22 protein-coding genes are annotated in these 23,181 nt (G+C 60.5%); 11 read left to right on the top strand and 11 right to left on the bottom strand.

Going from position 1 to position 23,181, the window contains the following annotated elements; all coding sequences use genetic code 11:
• The first annotated feature begins 141 nt into the window (after window positions 1-141).
• The 3 genes from BLU52_RS26960 (at window position 142) to BLU52_RS09280 (ending at window position 4,335) form a co-directional block, all read left to right on the top strand.
• Complete coding sequence (locus tag BLU52_RS26960) at window positions 142-672, top strand: hypothetical protein (protein WP_231988015.1); 531 nt, start codon at window positions 142-144, stop codon at window positions 670-672.
• Window positions 673-739: 67 nt separating this feature from the next.
• Window positions 740-1,081 (top strand): hypothetical protein, encoded by a 342-nt coding sequence (locus BLU52_RS26955; RefSeq protein ID WP_231988014.1) that lies wholly within the window; start codon window positions 740-742, stop codon window positions 1,079-1,081.
• 131 nt (window positions 1,082-1,212) lie between these two features.
• Window positions 1,213-4,335, top strand: a complete 3,123-nt coding sequence (locus tag BLU52_RS09280; RefSeq protein ID WP_090282901.1) for a hypothetical protein — start codon at window positions 1,213-1,215, stop codon at window positions 4,333-4,335.
• Window positions 4,336-5,269: 934 nt separating this feature from the next.
• Here BLU52_RS09280 and BLU52_RS09275 read toward each other — a convergent pair.
• Entirely contained in the window at window positions 5,270-6,235 is a 966-nt protein-coding gene (locus tag BLU52_RS09275; RefSeq protein ID WP_090282900.1) for a sensor domain-containing diguanylate cyclase, read from the bottom strand.
• Between the two features lie 337 nt (window positions 6,236-6,572).
• Between BLU52_RS09275 and BLU52_RS09270 the strand changes: the two genes are divergently transcribed.
• Entirely contained in the window at window positions 6,573-7,403 is an 831-nt protein-coding gene (locus BLU52_RS09270) for an alpha/beta fold hydrolase (RefSeq protein WP_090282899.1), read from the top strand.
• Window positions 7,404-7,430: 27 nt separating this feature from the next.
• Here the strand turns inward: BLU52_RS09270 and BLU52_RS09265 are convergent, their stop codons facing one another.
• The 4 genes from BLU52_RS09265 to BLU52_RS09250 form a co-directional block, all read right to left on the bottom strand.
• Window positions 7,431-7,823, bottom strand: coding sequence for a GFA family protein (locus BLU52_RS09265; protein ID WP_090282898.1), 393 nt, complete (start codon window positions 7,821-7,823; stop codon window positions 7,431-7,433).
• Between the two features lie 421 nt (window positions 7,824-8,244).
• On the bottom strand, window positions 8,245-9,066 hold the full coding sequence (locus BLU52_RS09260) for a DUF3618 domain-containing protein (RefSeq protein WP_090282897.1): 822 nt from the start codon (window positions 9,064-9,066) through the stop codon (window positions 8,245-8,247).
• On the bottom strand, window positions 9,063-9,491 hold the full coding sequence (locus BLU52_RS09255; protein WP_090282896.1) for a phage holin family protein: 429 nt from the start codon (window positions 9,489-9,491) through the stop codon (window positions 9,063-9,065). The genes BLU52_RS09260 and BLU52_RS09255 overlap by 4 nt, the downstream gene beginning before the upstream one ends.
• Window positions 9,488-10,138: a hypothetical protein gene (locus tag BLU52_RS09250; protein ID WP_090282895.1), complete on the bottom strand. Its 651-nt coding sequence runs from the start codon at window positions 10,136-10,138 to the stop codon at window positions 9,488-9,490. Before BLU52_RS09250 ends, BLU52_RS09255 begins: the two co-directional genes overlap by 4 nt.
• A gap of 238 nt (window positions 10,139-10,376) precedes the next feature.
• Between BLU52_RS09250 and BLU52_RS09245 the strand changes: the two genes are divergently transcribed.
• The 4 genes from BLU52_RS09245 (at window position 10,377) to BLU52_RS09230 (ending at window position 12,948) form a co-directional block, all read left to right on the top strand.
• Complete coding sequence (locus BLU52_RS09245; RefSeq protein WP_090288475.1) at window positions 10,377-11,207, top strand: helix-turn-helix transcriptional regulator; 831 nt, start codon at window positions 10,377-10,379, stop codon at window positions 11,205-11,207.
• Between the two features lie 53 nt (window positions 11,208-11,260).
• Window positions 11,261-11,563, top strand: a complete 303-nt coding sequence (locus BLU52_RS09240) for an ArsR/SmtB family transcription factor (protein ID WP_090282894.1) — start codon at window positions 11,261-11,263, stop codon at window positions 11,561-11,563.
• 61 nt (window positions 11,564-11,624) lie between these two features.
• A complete protein-coding gene (locus BLU52_RS09235; protein WP_090282893.1) occupies window positions 11,625-12,629 on the top strand; it encodes a zinc-dependent alcohol dehydrogenase family protein in 1,005 nt (334 codons plus the stop codon).
• Window positions 12,630-12,639: 10 nt separating this feature from the next.
• Complete coding sequence (locus tag BLU52_RS09230; protein ID WP_090282892.1) at window positions 12,640-12,948, top strand: antibiotic biosynthesis monooxygenase family protein; 309 nt, start codon at window positions 12,640-12,642, stop codon at window positions 12,946-12,948.
• A gap of 111 nt (window positions 12,949-13,059) precedes the next feature.
• Here the strand turns inward: BLU52_RS09230 and BLU52_RS09225 are convergent, their stop codons facing one another.
• The 6 genes from BLU52_RS09225 to BLU52_RS09195 all read right to left on the bottom strand — a co-directional run bounded on the left by BLU52_RS09225 (window position 13,060) and on the right by BLU52_RS09195 (window position 20,276).
• A complete protein-coding gene (locus BLU52_RS09225; RefSeq protein WP_090282891.1) occupies window positions 13,060-13,647 on the bottom strand; it encodes a LysE family translocator in 588 nt (195 codons plus the stop codon).
• 1,112 nt (window positions 13,648-14,759) lie between these two features.
• Window positions 14,760-16,997 carry an ATP-binding protein gene (locus tag BLU52_RS09215; RefSeq protein ID WP_090282889.1) on the bottom strand — a complete coding sequence of 746 codons (2,238 nt, stop codon included), beginning with the start codon at window positions 16,995-16,997 and terminating at the stop codon, window positions 14,760-14,762.
• The gene (locus BLU52_RS09210; protein WP_090288473.1) at window positions 16,994-17,608 is read right to left on the bottom strand and encodes a biliverdin-producing heme oxygenase; all 615 of its coding nucleotides are present in this window, start codon (window positions 17,606-17,608) and stop codon (window positions 16,994-16,996) included. Before BLU52_RS09210 ends, BLU52_RS09215 begins: the two co-directional genes overlap by 4 nt.
• A gap of 183 nt (window positions 17,609-17,791) precedes the next feature.
• Window positions 17,792-19,429 carry a malate dehydrogenase (quinone) gene (gene mqo / locus BLU52_RS09205; protein ID WP_090288471.1) on the bottom strand — a complete coding sequence of 546 codons (1,638 nt, stop codon included), beginning with the start codon at window positions 19,427-19,429 and terminating at the stop codon, window positions 17,792-17,794.
• 47 nt (window positions 19,430-19,476) lie between these two features.
• A complete protein-coding gene (locus BLU52_RS09200) occupies window positions 19,477-19,755 on the bottom strand; it encodes a hypothetical protein (RefSeq protein WP_090282888.1) in 279 nt (92 codons plus the stop codon).
• A 107-nt stretch (window positions 19,756-19,862) separates the two neighbouring features.
• Window positions 19,863-20,276, bottom strand: coding sequence for a VOC family protein (locus BLU52_RS09195; protein WP_090282887.1), 414 nt, complete (start codon window positions 20,274-20,276; stop codon window positions 19,863-19,865).
• 109 nt (window positions 20,277-20,385) lie between these two features.
• Between BLU52_RS09195 and BLU52_RS27105 the strand changes: the two genes are divergently transcribed.
• Genes BLU52_RS27105 through BLU52_RS09180 form a run of 3 tightly spaced genes read left to right on the top strand, consistent with a single transcriptional unit; the run spans window position 20,386 to window position 22,927 of the window.
• Entirely contained in the window at window positions 20,386-21,468 is a 1,083-nt protein-coding gene (locus BLU52_RS27105) for a bifunctional transcriptional activator/DNA repair enzyme AdaA (protein ID WP_090282886.1), read from the top strand.
• Window positions 21,469-21,498: 30 nt separating this feature from the next.
• Entirely contained in the window at window positions 21,499-22,296 is a 798-nt protein-coding gene (locus BLU52_RS09185) for an isocitrate lyase/PEP mutase family protein (RefSeq protein WP_090282885.1), read from the top strand.
• Window position 22,297: 1 nt separating this feature from the next.
• Window positions 22,298-22,927: a DNA-3-methyladenine glycosylase family protein gene (locus BLU52_RS09180; RefSeq protein WP_090282884.1), complete on the top strand. Its 630-nt coding sequence runs from the start codon at window positions 22,298-22,300 to the stop codon at window positions 22,925-22,927.
• Window positions 22,928-23,181: the final 254 nt, after the last annotated feature.

The following is a 23,181-nucleotide window of genomic DNA, read 5'->3' as shown; positions in this document are numbered from 1 at the left end:
TTACAACAGAAAATCTGAAACGAATCGCCTCCGGCCCCGAGAACTTCGGTTGGGCACCGCTGGCTTGGGCATACACTGAAGACTGAAAGTCTCAAGCGCGGCAAAACATTTGCCGCGCACTCACCTGAAGGGGAACATGAAATGTCGACCTCAGCGCTGATTTCGGCACTCTTCGACAATGAGGAGCTCTCAATTATTGCCGACTCGGATGAATTTCTAAATGCATGCGCAAACCAGGGTTTCAACACCCTGCATCTTTCGGAACTGACCGAGCTTCCCAAGAACAGCATCGTTTTTTCTTTCAGTAACGATGCTGCTAAATCGATGTTCGAAATATCGAAAAATTCGGCGACCAAGAGAAGCATCTTCTGCGCTACTCAGGTTTTCGACCCCACCGCCCGTGCCGCGCTCTACAGCCTTGAACTTCTTCTCGCTAGCAATCTTGGGCAATGTCTGCAAACGCAACGATCCGTACTGAATATGCTTAATTCCCATCGGGAGTTTCGATTGTCTGGCAACTGCGCAAATGCTGTAGTGGTAATTCATTCACATGCACAACCTTATGCGCTTCTTTCCGAAGATCTTGAAGAAAATTTCGTTCAATCTGTAGCGGAGCTCTTTGAAGTTTTACGCACATATGCACCCGCACGAGCCCTGCCCATTCAACGTTAACGGCACGGTCAAAATATGCGGAATACTCACCGTACTTCGAAAGCCTAATCCAACATTGCCCTCAGGCTTGAAAACATCGCTTGAATGGTTGCTGACTCGAGTCGCCAAAGAAGGTGCAACACTGTCGATAACGGACAACATTGTTACGTCTTTCAAAATAAATGAAGAAGAACAGCTAAAACTCCTTGACCTCGCGGCTGGAAGCCGCGGCTTGAAACTGACAGAGTTCGCAATCGGCGTGAATGAAAATATCGCTTCGAACATTGACTACGCCGTAAATTCTCAAATGAACGAAGGTATTAGTGGCGTTCATTTGGCTATTGGTGACGGTGCCTCCGGCTATCACATCGACTTTCTCAGCCCTTTGGTGCGAGTCAATCCAATGCATCAGTCCGATCAGGGCGCATGAACGCGCCTGGAAACATTGACCCAAAAATAATCAGCTTAAAGCACTCGCGCATTACATAACTACCACCCGCCCCGCCCTCCACCGCTCGACAATCGGCGCTTGATGCCTGTCAGCCGCCATGGAGAGCGCAAATGAACGACACAGTGCAACCCGCGTCACCGCAACAGACGTTGCTGCAAAATCTGATTGATGAGTTGATCGCCGTCCCGGTCGCCAAGCCCGAGGAACCTGAACGTACGCTGGAGATTCCGCGCGCCTGTCTCTTGCGCGAATGGATGGAGCTCTACTGGGCCGCTCTGGAGCGTCCGGAATTTCTCGATTGGGCCAGTCGCTTTCATATCGATCTGGATACGTTGCGCATCAAGGGCGCCACTCTGGAGGCGCGAGCCCAGACGAATGGCACCGCGAGCGTACGCACCTTCGCTCTGGACGATGATTCCGGCTGGTGGCAGGTCGCACCGGCGTTGTTGTGGATTGCCCAGCGTATTGACCCGGGCGAAATGGGCCTGCCGTATATCGGTGGCAAATCGGCCAATCCGCTGTACCGCTTTCCACGTCGGATCGCGTTGGCTTTCTATGGTTATCCCGAGCCGCAGAACGAAGCCCAGACGAAAGTAATCGTCGCTGAATTAAAGGCCGACGGCCTCGCTGCGATTGATGAAAACGGTCATACCACCTCGGCCGTGGTCAAGGAGCGCGATGCGCAACTGGAGGACTTCCAGGCCATCGCCAACACCCTCGAAACAGCGTTGAAGACCCGTGCCCCCTTCGAACAACGCGGCATGGAGGACACAGCGGTTTCACTGACTTCCGCGTCAGTGTCGGCCAGTCGAGGCGGTCCGCGTTTCAAGCTTGGCCCGTTGCTTGAACGCTACGCCCTGCCAATCCCGGAGGATGCCGAACAGGCCAAAGCGTTGGTACAACGCCTGCGCGACCACCGCTGGCCGGCGCTGCCGTATGTCAGCGAGTACGTGCAGACGGGCAGCCCCATTCTCAGCTATCGACATGGTTTCGCCGATGTCGAGGATGGCCGGTATATCCTGCGCCGACTGCAAGCGCTGTGCTGGAACAAGTCACCGATGGCGAAAATCGACCTTGAGGAATTCAGCGAGCCCCATCCGGATTCGGCGCTGGCCGAATGGATGGCACTGGGTCAGCAGGAACTGCGCACATTCGGCGCCCGTCCGGCCTTTCAGGCCATTCTCAAAAAACATGGTCTGCCCGCTGACAGCCCGTTGTTGCTCAGCGCAACCGGTCACGTCGGTACGGCCAGCGATCACGGCTGGATAACGTTGACCGCGGAGGTGGAAAAACGCGCCGACCTGAAAGTCTATCGCGACCGCCTCAAGGCCAAGACCCGTAAAGCCGGCGGAGCCTTTCGCGCCAGCGGCAAGGTCACGCTCGGGCAAATGCTGCGTTTCTATGATCTGCCTGTGCCGAAGACCGTCGAGCAGGCGCTCAACTTTGTGAAATGGGACCAGATCAACCTGCACGTGCGCCCCGGCTACATGAATCATTGGTACCTGCTCGGCCAGCCCGGTAAACAGACTGAGCGTTTTACCGCTGAACAACGCCAGCAGGTCATCGACACCACTCAGGCATTTCTACCCAAGGATGCAGCGCCACTGATTGATTACCTGAGCGAAGGCGTCGATACCGATCTGCCTTTGGCCAAACTCCACGCCAAGGCCGATTACCTGATCGGCCGCATCCTCATCACCCAACGTGCCCAGGCTTTGGGCAACCAGCTACTGGAGAAAATCGCGCGCCCCGCCCAGCCCAAGGAGCTGCTGGCCACCAATCGTGATCGGTTGCTGCTCGTAGCGCTGCTGCTCAGCCTTGATCCGAAGGCAGGCGAACAGTCGCAGCAGATCATCGGCCAAGCGGTCAATGACAGTTTTTACTGGGGTGAAAGGTATGACGAAGTCAGACGTTTCCTCGACGGCCATTTCGGTCTCGCGCTGATAAAAAACAAGTCACTGGCGACCCATCTTTTGCTGTCCGGCATCGCCCCTGAATTCTTGATTCGCGATATTCCCGCTTCATTCCAGTACATGAGTTGCATGCGCTGGGTTCGGTTCAAGCAGGTGGTGCTGTATATCGAAGACCGCATGCCCGGCGTGGCACGCCTGATGCCCTATACCCAATTGATCAGCCTGACCCCTGGCCCGGCCCCGGCGGACTTTTACCGTTTCCTGCGCAGCGACGTCTGTACGGCGGTCGTTCTCGATTGGGCGGTTGCCAGAGGCGTGGTCCAGCGAGACGAGGAGAATCCTGCCAACCATGTCGCCACGCTGAAGCGTGCCGAGAGTATTTTTCGCGACCACTGTCGAAGGATGCGGAGTTTCTCCCAGCGGGCTTTTCTGGCGAAATTTCCCACCCCAAAGACCGTTGCACTGGCCGATCTGCGCAAGGTGTTTATCGATAATCCACACTTGGAGGAGCAGGCGCTGTTCAACTCTGGATCGGGTGGCAAACATTTTTCGCTGAGCGAATTGCATGTGGCCGGCAAGTTGACCGGCGATTTACAGGGCTGGCGATCAAACAATACCGAACTGCAACTGCCGTCGATCAAAGCACCGCTGGCCCGGCTCGGCAAGGTGTCGAGTTTGTTTCGTGCGGCCCTGAGCGCACGCCTGCGACAAATGAAGGACGCCCATGTCGCGTTCATCAAGGATGCCTTTTGCCGGTTGCCATTGGCGCAACGGCAGGACATCGAAGACAACACCCTGGAATTGTTTGCCCTGCAACTGCCAGCGCCGACAAGCTCCGCCAAGACCTCGAAGCCAAACACACAGGCCGCGCCGTTTGCCATTATTGCCGTGCTGCGCGGGTCGACGCCGAGGGTGTACGAAATCTTTACCCACCGATCCGCTGTTTTCTTGCGCCGCGACATCGATCTTGCGCTGCTGACACCGTCTGCCGCGGATGCAACGGCACAATCGCTGCCCCTCGACGCCGAGGCATATCGGCACGGCACCCTGCCCATCGCCAATGCCAGGTGCGAAGCGCTGCTCACTCGCCTCGACATCGAGGGCGCGCCGCTGGCGGTACAGTCGCGCAGCGACGTTCCCGATACGTTTGCCTCCAACAAGGTCAACGCCATCGCCTGTGCGGCTGTGCGGCACCTGTTTGATGCGTACGAAAGCAAAGCGCTGCAAGAAGCACTGATCCCGCCTGCGCTTGAGGAATTACAAGCCAATCAGGAGAAGTGGCTGGCCTTTTACCGAGCATTGAGTCCACCGCAAAGTTGAAGCCCGACAGTTGAGGATGCGGTAGGTCAGTTGATGGGGATGTTGACTGGACCGGCACTATCGCCAGCAGGCTGGCTCCCACAGGGTTTTGGGGTGGGTCTGGGCTTTGTGTACACCCAATAATCAGTGTAGGAGCCAGCCTGCTGGCGATGGCGGTGGGTCAGTTGATGAGGATGTTGCTGGACCGGCGCTATCGCCAGCAGGCTGGTTCCCACAGGGTTCTGGGGCGAGTCTGGGCTTTGTGTACACCCAATAATCAGCAGGCTGGCTGCCAAAGGGTTTTGGGGTGGGTCTGGGCTTTGTGTACACCCAATAATCAGTGTGGGAGCCAGCCTGCTGGCGATGGCGGTGGGTCAGTTGATGAGGATGTTGCTCGACCGGCGCTATCGCCAGCAGGCTGGCTCTCACAGGGTTCTGGGGTAAGTCCGGGCTTTGTGTACACCCAATAATCAGCAGGCTGGCTGCCAAAGGGTTTTGGGGTGGGTCTGGGCTTTGTGTACACCCCATAATCAGTGTGGGAGCCAGGCCTGCTGGCGATGGCGGTGGGTCAGTTGATGAGGATGTTGCTCGACCGGCGCTATCGCCAGCAGGCTGGCTCTCACAGGGTTCTGGGGTAAGTCCGGGCTTTGTGTACACCCAATAATCAGCAGGCTGGCTGCCAAAGGGTTTTGGGGTGGGTCTGGGCTTTGTGTACACCCCATAATCAGTGTGGGAGCCAGGCCTGCTGGCGATGGCGGTGGGTCAGTTGATGAGGATGTTGCTCGACCGGCGCTATCGCCAGCAGGCTGGCTCCCACAGGGTTTTGGGGTGAGTCTGGGCTTTGTGTACACCCAATAATCAGCAGGCTGGCTGCCAAAGGGTTTTGGGGTGAGTCTGGGCTTTGTGTACACCCGATAACCACTGTGGGAGCCAGCCTGCTGGCGATGGGTTTTGCTCAGCAGCGCTTCAAGGCCTGCTTGTGCGCGTACATCGCGCCGTCCGCGTCGGCGAGCAGGCGGTCGACGCTGTCGTGGCGCTTGGGGTCGTATTCAATCTGGCCGACGCTGAACCGAATGGCGTAGCCGCGGTGCAGCGTGGCGTTGCGCTCTTCGAGGATTTCTTTCATGCGCGCCATGATCGCCGTGGTTTCGACATGGCTGGAGCCGGTCAGCAGCGCGACGAATTCATCGCCGCCCAGACGCCCGACCACGTCGCTTTCGCGAAAGGCAATACGCAGCACGTCGGCAAACGTCTTCAAGGCGTTGTCGCCCTCGGCATGTCCGTAAAGGTCGTTGATCTGCTTGAAGTCGTTGAGGTCGAAAAACAGCAAGGTGGCCGGACGGCTCAGGCGCGAACAGGCGTCCAGCGCATGCTGGGCCAACTGCTTGAAGCCGCGTCGGTTGGACAGCAAGGTCAGCTCGTCCATGCTCGCCATCTGCACCGCGGTCAATTCCTGCTCGGCCATTTCTGCCAGATCGCGCAACAGTGCGCGTTCTTCATCGTCAAGTTCGCGGGGCTTGGTATCGATCAGGCACAGCGTGCCCATTTTGTTGCCGTGGGGAACGGTCAGCGGATAACCGGCGTAGAAGCGAATGTTCGGCGCCCCGGTCACCAGCGGATTGTCATGAAAGCGCAGGTCTTCGCGGGCATCCGGCACCAGCAGCAGTTCGTTCTGCAAGATCGCGTGACCGCAGAACGACACGTCTCGCGGGGTTTCGGTGGCGTCGAGGCCGACACAGGACTTGAACCACTGGCGATCCTTGTCCACCAGTGTGACCAGCGCAATCGGCACGTTGAACAGGCGTTTGGCCAGCCGCGTGAGGCGATCGAAGCGCTCTTCGGGGGCCGAGTCGAGCAGGTTGAGACCCTGCAGCGCTTGAACGCGCGCCGCTTCATTCTCGGGTTTTCCGGGCACCAGCATCACACACTCCACAGGCTGTAATGCTCTTCAGCGTAGCCCTGAATTGACGAGGGCCACATCATATTCCCGCCACCGGGGGCCAGCCCAGCCGCATCGGTCCACAGTTTGAACTGTTCGACATAAATACCGCAGGCACCGCCGCGCCTGGGTTTGTTCCTTTCAGCGAAACCTGATTTGCACTTTCTAGCGAGACGTTGCGACCACCGGTCATGCACACATCAACATTGCTCCTACAGTTGATAACGGCTCGCACTTTGCTTGCACATCACGTGTATCAGCCAAATCGGTCCGCGCGTGTCGCGCGGGCTGCCCTCCACATCGGTCAGGAGTCGCGAACATGGGATTTGTCACCATCACAGACGGCGTTGAAATCTTCTACAAGGACTGGGGCCCGCGCGATGCGCCGGTGATCCATTTCCACCATGGCTGGCCGCTCAGTTCGGACGATTGGGATGCGCAGATGCTGTTCTTCCTCGGCCAGGGCTTTCGCGTGGTTGCCCACGATCGGCGCGGGCATGGGCGCTCTGCTCAGGTTTGGGACGGTCACGACATGGACCATTACGCCGACGATGTCCTGGCGGTGGTTAAACATTTGGGCTTGAAGAATGTCGTGCATGTCGGCCACTCCACTGGCGGCGGCGAGGTGATCCACTACATCGCCCGCCACGGCCAGGACAACGTCGCCAAAGCGGCATTGATCGCCGCCGTACCGCCGCTAATGGTGCAGACCGCGAGCAATCCCGGCGGCTTGCCGAAGTCGGTGTTCGATGGCTTTCAGGCCCAGGTAGCGGCCAATCGCGCGCAGTTCTATCGGGACGTGCCGAGCGGGCCGTTTTATGGATACAACCGCCCCGGTGCCGAGGCTTCGGAAGGCGTGATCGCCAACTGGTGGCGCCAAGGCATGATGGGCTCGGCCAAAGCGCATTACGACGGCATCGTCGCGTTCTCGCAGACCGACTTCACCGAGGACTTGCAGAAAGTCAGCGTGCCGGTGCTGGTGATGCATGGCGAGGACGATCAGATTGTGCCGTATGCCAATTCGGGGCCGTTGTCGGCGAAGTTGCTGCCCAACGGCACGCTGAAGTCGTATCCGGGGTTCCCGCACGGCATGCCGACGACCGAAGCGGAGACGATCAACGCTGATTTGCTGGCGTTTATTCGCGGTTGATCGATCCGCCGCAAGGCTGGGCTCTGGCTAATCTTCCGAGCGGCCCGGGCCCTCGCGATCACCCGGGTAATGATGCGCCAGCGGGAACGCTGGCAGCCAGGACTCGCGGCGCACGGTCCAGCTTTCGTAGGTCGGTTGCAGTTGATCGGGGCTATCGAGGGCGCCGAGGTTGACTTCGATTTCGTCGTCACTGCGGTTAAACACTGAGGATCCGCAGCGTGGGCAGAAATGTCGCCCGGCGTAGTCGCGGGTTTCGCCGCTTATCGAGACGGCACTGGCAGGGAAAATGGCTGAGGCGTGGAACAGCGCGCCGTGGACTTTGCGGCAGTCGAGGCAGTGACAGAGACCGACGCGGTAGGGTTGGCCCGAGGCTTCAAGGCGGACATTGCCGCAGAGGCAGCCGCCGGTCAGGGTTTGCATGATGGGGTCCTTTTTGAGTCGTGATGGACGGTTTCTTCAGGGTCAGCCCTCACCCTAGCCCTCTCCCAAGGGGAGAGGGGACTGATTGGGGGATATTGAGGGAATATGGCGGCCTGAACATGCAGCTGTGAATCCAGAATCGGTTAGAGCTTTTCGGCTTTGCCGATTACGCTGAGCGTTGCTGAATTCGCAATGAGTCCAATTTCCGCCTTGGCCAAATGCGGTGCCCACAATCGACTCAATCACTCAGGTCGATGCATCCCGCAAGACACCTCCGTCGGCCCCCTCTCCCTTTGGGAGAGGGCTGGGGTGAGGGGAAACTGACCCCCCCCAATCGTTCGATCGCCGAATTTCCGTCCACACGTCGATAATCGGAAATAAGAAAAGGAGGCCATTCAAAGGCCTCCCTCACCCACCATCATCAAGACGTCCCCAATCCCTTGGACAGATCCGCCGATTCATCAGACGTCGTCGCTTGCGTAGGCTGAGCACCCTGCCCCGTAGCCTGCTCGGTCGTCTTCGTCACCGTATCGCGGACAGTCTCATACCCCTCCCGCGCCTGTTTTTTCACCTTGTCGACCATGCCCGCGCTGGTCCGGCCGAGATAGCGCTGCTCAGTGGCCGTCTTAGGCAACGCGGCACCGAGCATCGCGCCAATCGCAATACCGGCCGCCGCGACCATCAGCGGTTGCTCCTTGAGCAACTGATTGAATTGCTGCCCCATGGCCTGGCCGCTCTGACTCAATCGGTCGCTGGCATCATGCATGGTGTGGCGCAAATTCTCCTTGGCGGCACCGACGTTCTCGCCCATGTGCGCAGCCTTGTCCTTGAGCGATTGATAGCCGTGCTTCAACGAGTCGCTGGTCTGATGCACATGTTCGCGCGCGCTGCCGAGGCTATCGGCCAAGCCATCGGCCCACTCCCCGGCCCGGTCCTGATCCGGACCGCTGCGATAGGTCGGCTGCGGCACTGGCGGACGGTTCTGGCCCATCATCAGCCAGAGCAGGCCGACCGAGGTCAATACCGCCGGCACCGGGTTGTTGCGCACGCTGGTGCCCAAGTTGGTGACGAACTGCGAGCCGTTGTTCTGCAGCATCCCCCACGCCTGATCGATCATCTGGCCGGGGGTGAACTTGCTTTCCAGTTGGTCGACGATGTTGCCGATGCTGGCGCGTTGCGCATCGATCTCGCGCTCGATCTGCTCAGGGCTTTTTTGCGATTCGATATCCAATTCAGTCTTCATGAGGCTTTCCTCCGCAGCGCTTCCTGGTCTTTGTTCAAGGCGTCCAGCGTCCGGTCAGGTTTGAAGTGGGACGGTTCGAACTGTTTCTTGCCCGACTGCACCATGACAAAGCCGATGATCATCACCACCACGCCGACGATCAGCGCCGCCAGCCATGGCGCCATGTACATACTCAGGCCGTACACCGCCGACATCAGCAAAATGATCAGTCCCGCCAGCAGCACAATCGCCCCGCCGGCAACCGCACCGATACCGGCCTTGAGCGTGTTGAGGCTGGACTGAAATTCGGCCTTGGCCAGCGCCAGCTCCTTGGTAAACAGCGCGGGCACTTCGCGCGATAACTGCCGCAGCAGTCCCGTCACCGAAGCATCGTCATGGTTGGCTGTGGGTCGGGCGCCTTGCAGATCTGCATCGTCTCGGTTCATGACAGGTCTCCTTTGGTTGGCGAGGTGGGGATGGCGGTTCCGGCAAAATCACTCGGGTGATCGTGCTCATCGGCCGACGTCGGGGTGATACCGGTCGCCAGGCCAGGACTGGGATCAGTGCGGGTTGCAGTGGAGGTTTCATAGGGTCGTTTGGCGCCGAAACCGCCGGCGGGAGGCGTCGAGCTTCCGGCTGCCGGCTGATGATCGGCAGTCACTTCGGCCGCCGCAGAAGTCCCAGCCTTGAGAAACCGCGACAGGCCGAAACCGATCGCCACACTGCCGGCAATGAACAGCGCGGGGTTGCTGCGCGCCAGCTCGGCGGCGTCGTGCAACAGTTGTTCGGCACTCTTGCCACGCAGATTTTGCGCCAGCCCGGTCATCGACTCGGCCATGTCGGAGAGGTAGTCGGACATGCCCAGCGTGTCCTTGTCCTCCAGCTCCGAGACGAAGCTTTTCGCCCCTTGCGCCAGCGCTTCGATCTGTTCGGCGGCCGTGTCACGATACTGACCGAATTGCGCATCGGCTTGCTGTCGAGCACCGCCGAGCGTTTCGCTGACGTCGTCTTTCAAATGCTCGAAGGCCTGCCCGGCCTGGCCCTTGGACGGTTCGTCTGCGGTGGTTCCTGCCCTGTTATCTGAAGTGTTCATGTGGTCCCTCGCCTTCTGAGTGAAAACGTTAAGTGGGGCGACCTGACAACATTGCCCTGAGTCCCCTCATAGGAAGTGACGGAAGAGTCTGGCGTGGAGTTCAACCGTTTTGATGAGCGCACCATTTACCGATCTGCATGTGCCGTTGGGCCTGAAAAAGCCAATCCTGTCGAACTTGGACGAGCCTTTGGCGTCCGCAGCCCCTACACTGGCGCACTGGCCTGCCGGGATAACCACCATGAAACACGCTGCCGCCAAAAACCCAGAAAAAGCCCCGCGCTTCTGGCGCGACGATGCCCTGCCCTTCATCGAGGCGCGGGCCATCGCCGATGGCCGTGAGGTGTGTTATGCGCGGCATTCCCACGCGCATTTTTCCATCGGCGCGATCACCGCCGGGCGCAGCACGTATGTGCACGAGCAATCACAATTCGAAGTGGCCGCAGGCACGGTGGTGCTGATGAACCCCGGCGATGTGCACGCGTGCAATCCGATCGACGATCAGCCGTGGTCGTATGTGATGCTGTATGTCGAAACGCCGTGGCTGCGCGGTCTGCAGCAGCAGTTGGGGTTCGGTGCACAGGGGTTTTGTCGCTTTGCTGTGACCCATCTCGATGACGCGGCGCTGTTTCACGATTTGCACGCGCTGTACGAAATCCTCGTCGACGATCAACACGACCTGCTGCGCAAACACAGCGCAGCGGTGGAGTTTTTCAGCGATCTGCACCTGCGTCTGAACCCCGCCAGCGCGCCGTTGCGCGAGCCGAACGGCAAGCTCGAACGCGCCGCCGATTTCATTCGCGAGCATTGCACCGATGCGCTGAGCCTCGACGATATTTGCAACGCGGCGCAGCTATCGCCGTCGTACCTGATCCGCGCGTTCAAACAGCATTACGGCATGACGCCCCATGCGTTCGTGATCAACCAGCGCATCCAGTTCGCCCGCGAGCGCCTGCGCCACGGCCAGTTGATCGCCGACGTCGCGCTCGCGGCCGGGTTTGCCGATCAGGCGCATTTTCAGCGCGCCTTCAAACAGCATCTGGCGGCAACGCCGGGGCAGTATCGCGGTTGACGCTTATCGAAATCAGTCGTTGACATATCGGTAAAATCCGATATCTTCGCGGCATGGACCTACTCGACATCTTCAAAGCACTCTCCAACCGTACTCGCCTCGAGATTCTCAAAGGCTTGAAGGACCCGGCCAACAGCTTTCCTCCTCAGGATGAAGGCGACGTGCATACGGTAGGTGTTTGCGTCAGCAGTATTCAGGAAGGCGTCGGGCTGTCGCAGTCGACGGTGTCCGATTATCTGGCGACGCTGCAACGGGCGGGCCTGGTCGAAGTCAGGCGCATCGGCCAATGGACGTACTACAAGCGCAATGAAGCGGCGATCCGTGAGCTGGCCGAGATCATCGGCAGCGAGCTGTAATTTTTTGCCCCGTGATATCTGGAATTCCCGATATCCCTTTTTACCGAAACGAGGAAATGCAATGAAAGCGATGATGCTTGAATCATTTGGCGGCCCGGAATCGTTCGAACTGCGCGACGTTCCCACGCCCGTACCCAACGCTGGCGAAGTACTGGTGCGAGTACACGCCACCTCCATCAACCCTCTGGACTATCAGGTTCGCCGCGGCGACTACCTCGACCTTGTGCCGCTGCCGGCCATCAGCGGTCACGACGTCTCCGGCGTGGTCGAAGCGGTCGGCCCGGGCGTCACGGCTTTCGCGCCGGGCGACGAGGTCTGGTACACCCCGCAGATCTTCGCCGGGCCTGGCAGTTACGCCGAGTACCACGTTGCCGCGCAGACTATCGTGGCCAGGAAGCCGAAAGCGCTGAGCCACCTCGAAGCGGCCAGCCTCAGCCTGGTCGGCGGCACGGCATGGGAAGCGCTGGTGGTGCGAGCGTCGCTCAGGGTTGGCGAAAGCGTGCTGATTCATGGCGGCGCGGGTGGCGTCGGGCATGTCGCGATCCAGTTGGCCAAAGCCATGGGCGCGAAGGTTTTCACCACCGTGCGCGAAGCCAACTTCGAGTTCGCACGACGCATGGGTGCCGATGTCCTGATCGATTATGAGAAGGAGGACTACATCGACGCCATCCTGCGCGAAACCGGCGGGCATGGCGTTGATGTGGTGTTCGACACCATCGGCGGCGACACCCTGGCGCGCAGCCCCGACGCACTCGCCCAACTGGGCCGGGTGGTGTCCATCGTCGATATCGCCCAGCCACAGAACGTGATCCAGGCCTGGGGCAAAAATGCCAGTTTCCACTTTGTGTTCACCCGCCAGAACCGCGGCAAGCTCGATGAATTGAGCGCACTGGTCGAACGCGGCCAACTGCGCCCGCATGTCGGCGCGGTCTATGCACTGGCCGACCTCGGGCTCGCCCACGCCCGGCTGGAAAGCCGTAACAACGGGCTGCTGGGCAAGATCGCGATTGCCGTCGATCCATCTGCACTCAGCGATGCGCCATCCACCACGCAGCACTCACGTTAAGGGGAACGTCATGGTTTATGAGATCGCTGTACTACCGGTTCATAAGCAACACGTCGAGCCGTTCAAACAGGCCTTCGCCGAGGTCGCCCCCCTGCTCCGCCGCGCCAAGGGTTATGGCGGGCACATGCTCGCGCAAGGGATCGAAACGCCCGAGCGCTTCAATCTGATCGTGCGCTGGCAGTCGCTTGAGGATCACACGCCGGGTTTTGAAGCGAGCGAGGATCATCGAGTGTTCATGCTGGGTCTGGAGGAATATTTTTCCGAAGAGCCGACGGTGTATCACATGGAAGGGGCGGCGTTTGAGTTGCCGTTCATGTGAGATTGACCAAAATCCCTGTAGGAGTGAGCCTGCTCGCGATAGCGGTTATGCAGTCGACGTATTTGTTGTCTGAGTAACCGCTATCGCGAGCAGGCTCACTCCTACATGGGGTTACGGTAGCAGCAGATAAATTGCACTTAACGCCAACAACCCGGCCATCACCCGGTTGAACCAACGCATCCCCTTGGCATTGTTCAGATACCCGCGCAAAAACGTCCCGGCATACGCCCAGCAGCCGACCGACAGATAACAGATCACCAGATATACCGCCGCAAACTGCCAGACCAACCGCGCCTCGCCATCGGCAACAAACGCCCCCATGCCCGCCACACAGGCCAGCCAGGCTTTGGGGTTGAGCCATTGCATGACCGCACCGTAGAGCATCGACGGCGCCCGACCTGAGTCGGTCGCATTAAGCTGGCCGTCATCACTGGCCAGTTTCCAGGCCATGAACAGCAAAAACGCAACACCGGCCCATTGCACCACACGGGTCATGAACGGCCAGCGCTGCAAAACTTCATGCAGACCCAGCCCCATCAACACCAGCAACAACACAAACCCCAACGTCGCCCCGGCGACGTGCCGCTGACTGGCACGAAACCCATACTGCGCCCCCGAACTCAACGCCACGATATTCACCGGCCCCGGCGTGATGGAAGCAGCCAACGCAAACGCCGCCATCGAAACAATCAGACTCATCGCACACCTGCTTCAAAACGAGGAACAAGGTGCACATCTTAGTCGGCGGCTTTGGGAGGGTATTGAAGAAAATTACCTTTTGGCCAATGACAACGTTGCCTGTGCTGGCCCAATCGCTTGCAGGCACGCTCCCACCATTTGACTGCATTCCTGCAGCTGGAACGCGGTCCACCTGTGGGAGCCAGCCTGCTGGCGATGGCGGTGGGTCTGGCAATGATGTGTTGGCTGTGCTGGCCCAATCGCTTGCAGGCAAGCTCCCACCATTTGACTGCATTCCTGCAGCTGGAACGCGGTCCACCTGTGGGAGCCCGCCTGCTGGCGATGGCGGTGGGTCTGGCAATGATGTGTTGGCTGTTCGGGCCTAATCGCTTGCAGGCAAGCTCCCACCATTTGACTGCATTCCTGTAGCTAGGACGCGGTCCACCTGTGGGAGCCAGCCTGCTGGCCATGGCGGTTGGTCTGGCAATGATGTGTTGGCTGTTCGGGCCCAATCGCTTGCAGGCAAGCTCCCACAGGGGCCGAGTACAACCATGAGGCCGAGTGTCAGCTCGCCTGCTTTCGATTTTGATGGCGACGCTGAAGATCAAAAGCCCCTCACCCTAGCCCTCTCCCGGAGGGAGAGGGGACTGACCGAGGTGAATGCGAGAGGTATTCGAACGCCCAATACCGAGTCGAATGCAAGTTCCGAAACCAACCAAAATCGGCTCCCTCTCCAGGGGGAGAGGGCGGGGGTGAGGGGCAAATCCACCACAAATCCAAAGCCAACCACCCGCTTCTAACCACTCAACAATGAGCGCCAGCTCGAGTGCTCTTGATCTTGCGTCACCGGCGACGTCGGTAGGCTGAGTGGAGGGATTGATCCGGGCGTGGGAGCGCAGCGACCGTCTGGCGCAGCCAGACACAGCGGAAGGAGGTGCAGCGAAGCAAACCGTAGCCGCTGCGCCCGGATCAGTCCCGGAGCGAAGGGACCCGAGCCTGCGAGGGCCGAACGCAGGAGCAAGCCTTTTCGGTTACCTTTTTGGCGTTTGAAAAAGGTGACCCGCCGTAAGGGCGGAACCCTAAGTGGCCGTTACCGCAGCAACGGATATATACACAGCAACCAAACCCAACGGTCAAGCCACCCTCGGCACCGTAAACCGAAACTCACTCCCCCGCCCCGGCTCACTCTCGGCAACGATCCGCCCGCCATGCGCCTCAACAATCCCCTGAGTGATATACAACCCCAGCCCCGTACCCGTCGGATTACCCTCTTTCACCGTCCAGTACCGATCGAACACATGCGGCAGATGCTCCTTCGGAATGCCCTCACCGCTATCACGCACAGTAAAGACAATCTCGTCACCCACCGTCGTCGCATGCACCCCCACAGTGCCCAGCCGCGGAGTGAACTTGATCGCATTGCCGACCAGATTCGACAGCACCTGAAACAACCGCTCAGGGTCCGCGTGAATACGCAGATCCGGATCAGCCTCGAAGGAAATGCTGATGTCCTTGTCCTGTGCCAGCGGCGTCAGCAGCGACTGCGCTTCTTCAAAGATATGCCCGACTTCCAGCGGTTGCGGAGTAATGGTGTAGCGCCCGGCATCGATTTTCGAGGTATCAAGCAAATCTTCCAGCAGGGTGTTCATCCGCGCGGTGGCCTGTTGCATGGTGTCGATCGCCGTAGAGATCCGCCGCGAGGTGTGCGCGCCGTCGGAGCTGAAGGCTTTCTGCATCATGCCGCAGAGCATCGAGATCACCGTCATCGGATTGCGCAGGTCGTGGGACACCACTGCCACCAGCTCCTCACGAGCGCGCACCGCTTCCCGCTCGCGGCGCACCTGCCGTGCCAGGTCGTTTTCCAGCGCGGAGCGGCGCAGGTCGTTGGCCGCGAACAGGTCGCCGTGGCTCCACTTCACCGAAATCCCGGCCATCTCGACTTTCCAGATTTCAAACGAGGTGCGCGGACGCAGGCGCAGGCCGGCGTCGGAGTTTTCCAGGTCCAGTGGTTTACGCGGGTCACCGCTCCAATTGATGTTTTCCTTGGCCTCGGGGCGGAACCACAGCACGCCGTTCTCTACCGGTTTGGGCAGGCTCAGCGCCAGCACCCCGCTGGCCACTTGCTGAAACTGCGCAGCGGGTGGGTAGACGCTGGACAAATGATGGCTGGCGAACACCGGCTCACCGCGTTCCTGCAGCCATTTGTGCAACGCGCGGATGTCTTCCGGTTCCGGGCAGTTGCCGTAACGGTGCAACTGCTTGTCTTCAATGATCGCGATGCCGCCGGCGCCGGTCAGCGCCATCAGCGTCTCGGGTTGTTGCGCCAGGCCATCGAAAACGTTCTGCGACGAGTCGATCATCGCCTGATTGAGCTGCGCCAGCGCTTCGAGCTTTTCGTCGCGCTGACGGCTCAGTTCCAGTGCTTCCATCGCGCTGATTTGCAGCGACAGCACCTGGCCGATGGTCTGGCAGGCCATGCGCAGTTCGTGAGGCACATGCAGCGGCTGGCGATTGCCGCAGCTGATCAGTCCCCAGAGCTTGTCACCCTTGAGCAAGGAAATGCTCATCGACGACAACACGCCCATATTCTTCATGTACTGGCAATGAATCGGCGAGACGCTGCGCAGCGTGGCGAAGCTCAAGTCCAGCGGCTGCTGGGTATCCGGGCGCAACTTCGGCACCAGCGGCACCGGCTGATAATCGGCATTGGGGATGATCCGCAGCCAGTTGGTGCGGTACAGCTCGCGGGCCTGCTCGGGAATGTCCGAGGCCGGGAAAAACAGACCATTGAAAACTTCCATCGATGGATCGGAGGCCTCGGCGATGACCTGACCGTGACCCTCCTCCTCGAAACGATAGATCAGCACCCGGTCGTAACCGGTCATCGCCTGGATTTCCTTGACGCTGATGTCGTACAGCGCCTGCAGCGATGTCGCCGCTTGCAGGCGTTGCAGCATGCGCCCCAGGTGAGTCTTGACCCCGGCGACGTTGCGCGGCTGGAAGTTTTCGACGTGGATTTCCAGTTCCAGGATCAGCACGCCTTGATGGCGGTGCAACAAACCTTCGAAGGCAGTTCCATTCAAGCGAAAGTACAACGGAGGCGCATCGGCTTGCGCATCGCGTTGCAGTGCCTCAAGCACCTGCGCGCAGTGCTCCAGGCCAATCAGTTCGTGCAGCGGCTGGCCGATCAGCGGCTCTGGCGCCTGGCCGAGCAATGTTTCGACGTTGGCGCTGACCTGAATGATCTGCAGCGCAGGCTCGCTCAGGGTCAACAGCAGACCGTGCGGCTGAATCGCACCGGGAAACCGGATCGGTTCGTCGGCGCAGTTGGCGAGCAGCTCTTCGAAGGCTTGTTTGTCTTGCGGGGTCATGCCAGCACCTCCTGGCGCTCGAGCCACTGCTCGAAACAGCTGAATGTAGTTTGCGCAGCGCGGACGACGGCTGCCCGTTCGGCAGCGTCCATGGGCCGGCTGCCGAGGTATTCGATGAAATCGCGCCAGCGGCGCCCGGTGGCCGCGCCGTAGACATCGAGAAAAGCCGCGCCGTTGTCGGCTTCCAGGCCCAGTCGTGCAGCGATTTCCCGGCGCAGAATCTGCCCGCCGAGGGTCGCGCCTTCCAGTACATACAACACGCCGAGGCAGGCTGCGCTGGAGTCGATGTGCGGTAACTCATCGCATAGCGGCAGGCTGGCCAGCGCTTCGGCGCTGGCGCCCAGTGCTTGCAGGTCAGCGCGCAGGGTTGCGGTCTTGAGCCGTGGGGTCAGATCGAAGTCGTCCGGGATCGCGTGGCTGGCTTGCAGGGCCTGTTCCAGCGGCCGGTAAAAGCCGTAATAGGCCTGCATCAGGCGCTCAAAGGCCGGGGTATCGAGGGTGTCGGAGAAAAAAGGAAGGCGTTTTTCCAGTGCGATGTGCAGTTCGGCAGTGCCGGCCCGCAAATCCTGCAGCACCGGTGGCACATAAACCTCACGGGCCTTTGCTTGCATGTAGATCGCTCTTGGTGGGGCCGCCTGGGGCCATTCGGGGTCGGCATAACGGGCGACGAATTTATCACGGCGCGCGCCAAAACTGCCTGCCGGGCCAATTTTTTCTGCCGCCCGGTCACTCTCTGACTGGTTCAGAGTGGCGCCGAACGGGAAAAGTTCGCCCGGCGCCACCCACCCCACTGTTCAAGGCTTGAGATCGGGATCGCTGTCCAGGTGCGGCTGTTGCACCGCGTCGATGTGCGTCGGCGGGTTGCTCGGCTGCGCCTGATCGATACCCGGTGGCGGCGTCAGTTGCAGCACTTCGCTGGTGTAGCGCCACTCCTCCATGACCTTGTCCGGGTGTTCGTTCAGACGCGTGCCGTAGCTGGGCACGATCTGGCGCAGCTTGTCCTGCCACGGCGCGGACGCCAGTTTGTCCTTGAACACCTTCTGCATCAGATCAAGCATGATTGGCGCCGCCGTCGAGGCACCCGGGGAGGCGCCGAGCAACGCGGCAATGCTGCCGTCCTTGGACGCGACCACCTCGGTGCCAAGCTTGAGCACCCCGCCCTGCTGCTCGTCCTTCTTGATGATCTGCACACGCTGGCCCGCTTGCCACAAGCGCCAGTCCTGCTTCTGCGCCTGTGGGAAATACGCTTTGAGCGCCTCGAAACGGTCATCGTCGGACTGCATCAATTGGCCGGCGAGGTATTGCACCAGATCGAATTCACGCACGCCGACCCGGACCATCGGCCACAGATTATGCAAAGTGGTACTGGCCGGCAGGTCAAAGTACGAGCCCTCCTTGAGGAATTTGGTCGAGAACGTCGCAAACGGCCCGAACAGAATCACCCGTTTGCCATCCAGCACGCGCGTGTCGAGGTGCGGCACCGACATCGGCGGTGCACCGGTCGAGGCGATGCCATAGGCCTTGGCCATGTGCTGCTGGGCTATCTCGGTATTCTCGGTGACCAGAAACGAGCCGCCGACCGGGAACCCGGCGTAGTCCTTGGCCTCCTCGATGCCGGACTTCTGCAACAGCGGCAGCGCCGCGCCGCCCGCGCCGATAAAGAGGAATGTGGCATCGGTGGCGGTGGTCCTGCCGTCCTTCAGATTCTTGTATTCGACGTGCCAGGAACCGTCATCGTTGCGGGTGATGTCGCGCACTTCCGAGGACAGCTGCAGCGAGAAGTTATCGCGTGATTGCAGATGGCCGACGAACTGCCGGGTGATCTCGCCAAAATTGACGTCCGTGCCGATCGGCGTCCAGGTCGCGGCGATTTTCTGCGCCGGGTCGCGCCCCTCCATCATCAGCGGTACCCATTGTTTGATCTGCGCCGGGTCTTCGGAATACTGCATCGGGCGAAACAACGGGCTGGCCTGCAATGCCTCGTAGCGCTTTTTCAGGAAGCGGATGTTGTCATCGCCCCAGACGAAGCTCATGTGCGGCGTGGAATTGATGAACGAACGCGGATTTTTCAACACGCCGGTTTTCACCTGCCAGGCGAGAAACTGCCGGGTGATCTGGAACGCTTCGTTGATTTCGACGGCTTTGGTGATGTCGATCTTGCCGTCCTTCTCCGGCGTGTAGTTCAGTTCGGCGAGCGCCGAGTGGCCGGTGCCGGCGTTGTTCCAGCCGTTGGAGCTTTCCTCGGCGACCTTGTCCAGGCGCTCGACCATTTCCATCGACCAGCCCGGTTCCAGCTCGCTGAGCCACACCGCCAGGGTCGAACTCATGATCCCGCCGCCCACCAGCAGCACATCGACGCGCTTGGTTTGCGCGGCATGCGCCTGAGCCATGCCGAGAGAAAAAGTCAGCGCGACCAGCGCACATTTGAGCATCGGTTTATTCATCGCAAGCCTCCCGCGATCTGCTGTCGTACGACGGTTCAATCGGCACTGTCGTTGGTTTGCAGGGCCGGGTCGCCGTTGGCCGGGATGATGCTGTCGACACTTTGCGTGTCCTTGCCAGCCTTCTCTGCACCCGGATAGCCGGGCAGACCGCGGGTATCGGCAGGCGTCATCACCTCGTCGGTGTCGCGCGCATGGTCCCAGTCGGTCGTGGCGTTAGGGTCTTCGTCGCGCCCGGCGGTGCCGATAACAAAACCATCGTCGTTCGGGCTGAGGGTTTCTTCGAGCGGCTTGTCAGTGCTGGATGGATGGGTCATGGCTGCGCCTCCAGAAAAAGTCGTGATCGGACTTGTTTGGAATGCCCCAGGGTTGTGGAGTGCGATGGAAAAGACCAACGGTGCCTGCGCTAGTGACCTGAGCCGAATCAGGCTTCGCTCGGCCCTTTGAGTTCGACCTGGTTGCCGTCCGGGTCAAAGCAATACAGCGAGAGGCCGTAACCCTCGGCGCCGAAGCGTCTGGCGGCTTTCTCCACGGTCAGGCCGCAGGCTTGCAAGTGAACGGTGAGCGCCGCTTCGTCGAACGGTTCGATGCGCAGGCAGAAATGATCGACATTACGCCGCTCCGCCCCTGCTGCGCCGCCACCCTTGCGGCCCAGTTCGCCTTGCAGGTCGACCAGATCGATCATCGAAGTACCGGCGCGCAGATGCACCAAACCCAGCGGCTGATTGTGGCGGACCACTTCGGCGCCGAACACAGTGGCGTAAAAGTCGATGCTGCGTTGCAGGTCGGCGACGCGCAGCACGATGTGATCGATGCGCTGGATGGTGAACGGTGGCATGGCGTTGATTCCTCACAAGCGGCGATTGAGTGATTGTGGTGCAGATCGAAAAAAATTCACTGTCGATTTTTCGGTGGAGTCATCGACGAAGCAGTTTTACTCTCAGCCCATGAACATACAGACCACTGCCCTGCCGCCCCACGCCGAAATGGTTCGCGCCATGCTTGAACGCGACACTGCCTATGAGGGCGTGTTCTTCACGGCGGTGAAAACCACCGGGATCTTCTGCCGCCCCAGTTGCACCGCGCGCAAACCGAAACCGGAGAACGTCGAGTTTTTCGCGCATGCCGACGAGTGCCTGTCCGCCGGCTATCGCGCCTGCCTGCGCTGCAAGCCGCTGGACGCAGCGGCCATCGCCCCGGACTGGGTGCAGCGTCTGCTCAGCGCCGTGGACGCCGACCCCGAGGTGCGCTGGAGCGATGCGCAGTTGCTCGTCGAAGGCATCGAACCGCTGAAACTGCGCCGCTGGTTCAAGCAGCATTTCGGCATGACCTTCCATGCCTGGCTGCGCACACGACGGCTGGGCATGGCGCTGGGCGGAATCAAGCAAGGCGCATCGATCGACCATGCGGCCTTCGATTCCGGCTATGAATCGCTCAGCGGTTTTCGTGATGCGTTTCAGAAGTCCTTCAACATCACGCCAGGCCGCGTCGCCCAGAGCGAGCCGCTGCTGTTCACCCGGCTGACCACGCCGCTGGGGCCGATGATCGCCATGGCCGAACGCCGCGGTCTGGTGTTGCTGGAATTCCTCGACCGGCCGGCGCTGACCCGCGAAGTCGAGCAGTTGCACGGGCGCTACGGTTACGCCGTCGCGCCGGGACACAACGCGCATTTGCAGCAGATCGAAACCCAACTGGCGGAGTATTTTGCCGGCAACCTGAGCGCGTTCAGCGTGGCTTTACATATGCCCGGCAGTGCATTCGATCGCCAGGTCTGGGCGGCGCTGCTGCAAATCCCCTACGGCCACACCAGCACTTATGGCGCCATCGCCGCCGGGCTGGGCAAACCCGGCGCCAGCCGCGCCGTCGGCCTGGCCAACGGGCATAATCGCCTGTCGATCGTGGTGCCGTGTCACCGAGTAATCGGCGCGGACGGCGCGTTGACCGGCTATGGTGGTGGGCAGCCGCGCAAGGCGTTTCTGTTGCGCCTGGAAAACGCCGCCACGCAGCTCACGCAACAACTCGCGTTCTGACCTGCTGACATTAATCACAAAGGGATTTCGATGAGCATGCTCGATACACAATTCCATCAACTGCACCAACAAGGCCTGTTGATTCTGACCAACGTCGCCGACGCCACCGGCGCGCGGCTGGTCGAACATCTGGGCGGCAACGCCGTGGCCACCAGCAGCGCCGCCGTGGCCTGGGTCCATGGTTACCCGGATGGCAATGCCCTGCCCCTCGAACGCTTGGTGGCGACGGTGGAGTCCATGGCCAGGGTGATCAGCGTGCCATTGAGTGTCGACGTCGAGGCTGGGTATTCCGATGATCTAGGGCGCGTGGCCGAAGTCCTGGATGCAGTGATCGGCGCGGGTGCCGTGGGCATCAATATCGAGGATGGCGCCGGAGCGCCGGAGCTGCTCGCGCGCAAGATCGAACTGGCGCGCCAGATCGCCGCCCGGCGCGAGGTAAAACTGTTCATCAATGCGCGTACCGACGTGTACCTGAAAAGTCTGGTCGCGGCCCAGGCGCGCGTCGCTGAAACCTTGCGTCGCGCAGCGCTTTATCAAGCCGCCGGTGCTGATGGCTTGTTCGCCGCCGGGGTCAGCGCCGCTGATGAAATCGAGGCGATCTGCCAAGGCACCGCACTGCCAGTCAACGTGCTGGGCGTCGCTGGCCTGCCTTCGCCCGACCAGTTGCAGGCGTTGGGCGTGCGGCGCTTGAGCGCTGGCTCCGCAATCGCCGAGTTTCTCTACGGCGCAATGGGCGGGCTGGTGAAAAGCTTTCTTGCCCATGGCCGGCTCGATACGCAGGCGCTCAAGGCGTTCACCTATGGCGAAGTCAACGGCCTGCTGAAATAACGTGGCAGGCACTTATCAAGCGGCGAGCGATTTTCTCGCCGCACTCGATGCTGACTGGCAGCGCCATATCGCCGCTATAGGCCCGTGCCTGCATCGCCCGCATCCGGCGCGCGATCCGTATGAATCGCTGGTGCGGGCGATCGCTTATCAGCAACTGCACGCCAAGGCTGGGGACGCGATTCTGGGGCGTTTGCTGGGGTTGTTCGCCGGACAGACGTTTCCGCGGCCGGAGCAGCTTCTCGCCACCGACGTCGAGCGCCTGCGCGGCTGCGGGTTTTCCGCGAGCAAAATCGCCACGATTCAGGGCATCGCCCAGGCGACGCTGGATGGCGTGGTGCCGGATTACGCCACGGCGCTGGCGATGGACGATGAAGCGCTGATCGAACGGCTGGTCAGCCTGCGCGGGGTCGGGCGCTGGACGGTGGAGATGTTGTTGATCTACAGCCTGGAGCGCATGGATATTCTGCCGGCCGACGATTTCGGGGTGCGTGAGGGTTATCGGCGGTTGAAGGGGCTGGAGGTGCAGCCGACGCGCAAGCAGATGATCGAAATTGGGTTGGCGTGGCGGCCTTATCGGACGGTGGCGGCTTGGTATTTGTGGCGGGTTCCAAAACCGATGCCCTCACCCTAGCCCTCTCCCGGAGGGAGAGGGGACTGATTGGAGGATATTGGCGTAATGCGCCGACCTGAACGGTTAGCGCTGAATCCGTTATCGCCAAGCCATTGGAAGTTGACTCCATCCTGGCCGCACCTCGGCAGAGCCAAAATCGACTCGGTGTCTCAGGTCGATGCACAGCGCAAAACCCCGCGGTCGGCCCCCTCTCCCTCTGGGAGAGGGCTGGGCGGGCGGCGTTCCGATGAGGGGCCGAGCCAACTCGGTTTCAC

The sequence above is a fragment of the Pseudomonas granadensis genome (assembly GCF_900105485.1).
Classification (GTDB): domain Bacteria; phylum Pseudomonadota; class Gammaproteobacteria; order Pseudomonadales; family Pseudomonadaceae; genus Aquipseudomonas; species Aquipseudomonas granadensis.
This window is presented reverse-complemented; position numbering and strand designations above follow the sequence as displayed.

Coding starts and splice junctions, on each gene's coding strand:
- BLU52_RS26960 (WP_231988015.1), top strand. CDS start 142: ATGTCGACCTCAGCGCTGATTTCGGCACTCTTCGACAATGAGGAGCTC.
- BLU52_RS09280 (WP_090282901.1), top strand. CDS start 1,213: ATGAACGACACAGTGCAACCCGCGTCACCGCAACAGACGTTGCTGCAA.
- BLU52_RS09275 (WP_090282900.1), bottom strand. CDS start 6,235: ATGCTGGTGCCCGGAAAACCCGAGAATGAAGCGGCGCGCGTTCAAGCG.
- BLU52_RS09270 (WP_090282899.1), top strand. CDS start 6,573: ATGGGATTTGTCACCATCACAGACGGCGTTGAAATCTTCTACAAGGAC.
- BLU52_RS09265 (WP_090282898.1), bottom strand. CDS start 7,823: ATGCAAACCCTGACCGGCGGCTGCCTCTGCGGCAATGTCCGCCTTGAA.
- BLU52_RS09260 (WP_090282897.1), bottom strand. CDS start 9,066: ATGAAGACTGAATTGGATATCGAATCGCAAAAAAGCCCTGAGCAGATC.
- BLU52_RS09255 (WP_090282896.1), bottom strand. CDS start 9,491: ATGAACCGAGACGATGCAGATCTGCAAGGCGCCCGACCCACAGCCAAC.
- BLU52_RS09250 (WP_090282895.1), bottom strand. CDS start 10,138: ATGAACACTTCAGATAACAGGGCAGGAACCACCGCAGACGAACCGTCC.
- BLU52_RS09245 (WP_090288475.1), top strand. CDS start 10,377: ATGAAACACGCTGCCGCCAAAAACCCAGAAAAAGCCCCGCGCTTCTGG.
- BLU52_RS09240 (WP_090282894.1), top strand. CDS start 11,261: ATGGACCTACTCGACATCTTCAAAGCACTCTCCAACCGTACTCGCCTC.
- BLU52_RS09235 (WP_090282893.1), top strand. CDS start 11,625: ATGAAAGCGATGATGCTTGAATCATTTGGCGGCCCGGAATCGTTCGAA.
- BLU52_RS09230 (WP_090282892.1), top strand. CDS start 12,640: ATGGTTTATGAGATCGCTGTACTACCGGTTCATAAGCAACACGTCGAG.
- BLU52_RS09225 (WP_090282891.1), bottom strand. CDS start 13,647: ATGAGTCTGATTGTTTCGATGGCGGCGTTTGCGTTGGCTGCTTCCATC.
- BLU52_RS09215 (WP_090282889.1), bottom strand. CDS start 16,997: ATGACCCCGCAAGACAAACAAGCCTTCGAAGAGCTGCTCGCCAACTGC.
- BLU52_RS09210 (WP_090288473.1), bottom strand. CDS start 17,608: ATGCAAGCAAAGGCCCGTGAGGTTTATGTGCCACCGGTGCTGCAGGAT.
- mqo (WP_090288471.1), bottom strand. CDS start 19,429: ATGCTCAAATGTGCGCTGGTCGCGCTGACTTTTTCTCTCGGCATGGCT.
- BLU52_RS09200 (WP_090282888.1), bottom strand. CDS start 19,755: ATGACCCATCCATCCAGCACTGACAAGCCGCTCGAAGAAACCCTCAGC.
- BLU52_RS09195 (WP_090282887.1), bottom strand. CDS start 20,276: ATGCCACCGTTCACCATCCAGCGCATCGATCACATCGTGCTGCGCGTC.
- BLU52_RS27105 (WP_090282886.1), top strand. CDS start 20,386: ATGAACATACAGACCACTGCCCTGCCGCCCCACGCCGAAATGGTTCGC.
- BLU52_RS09185 (WP_090282885.1), top strand. CDS start 21,499: ATGAGCATGCTCGATACACAATTCCATCAACTGCACCAACAAGGCCTG.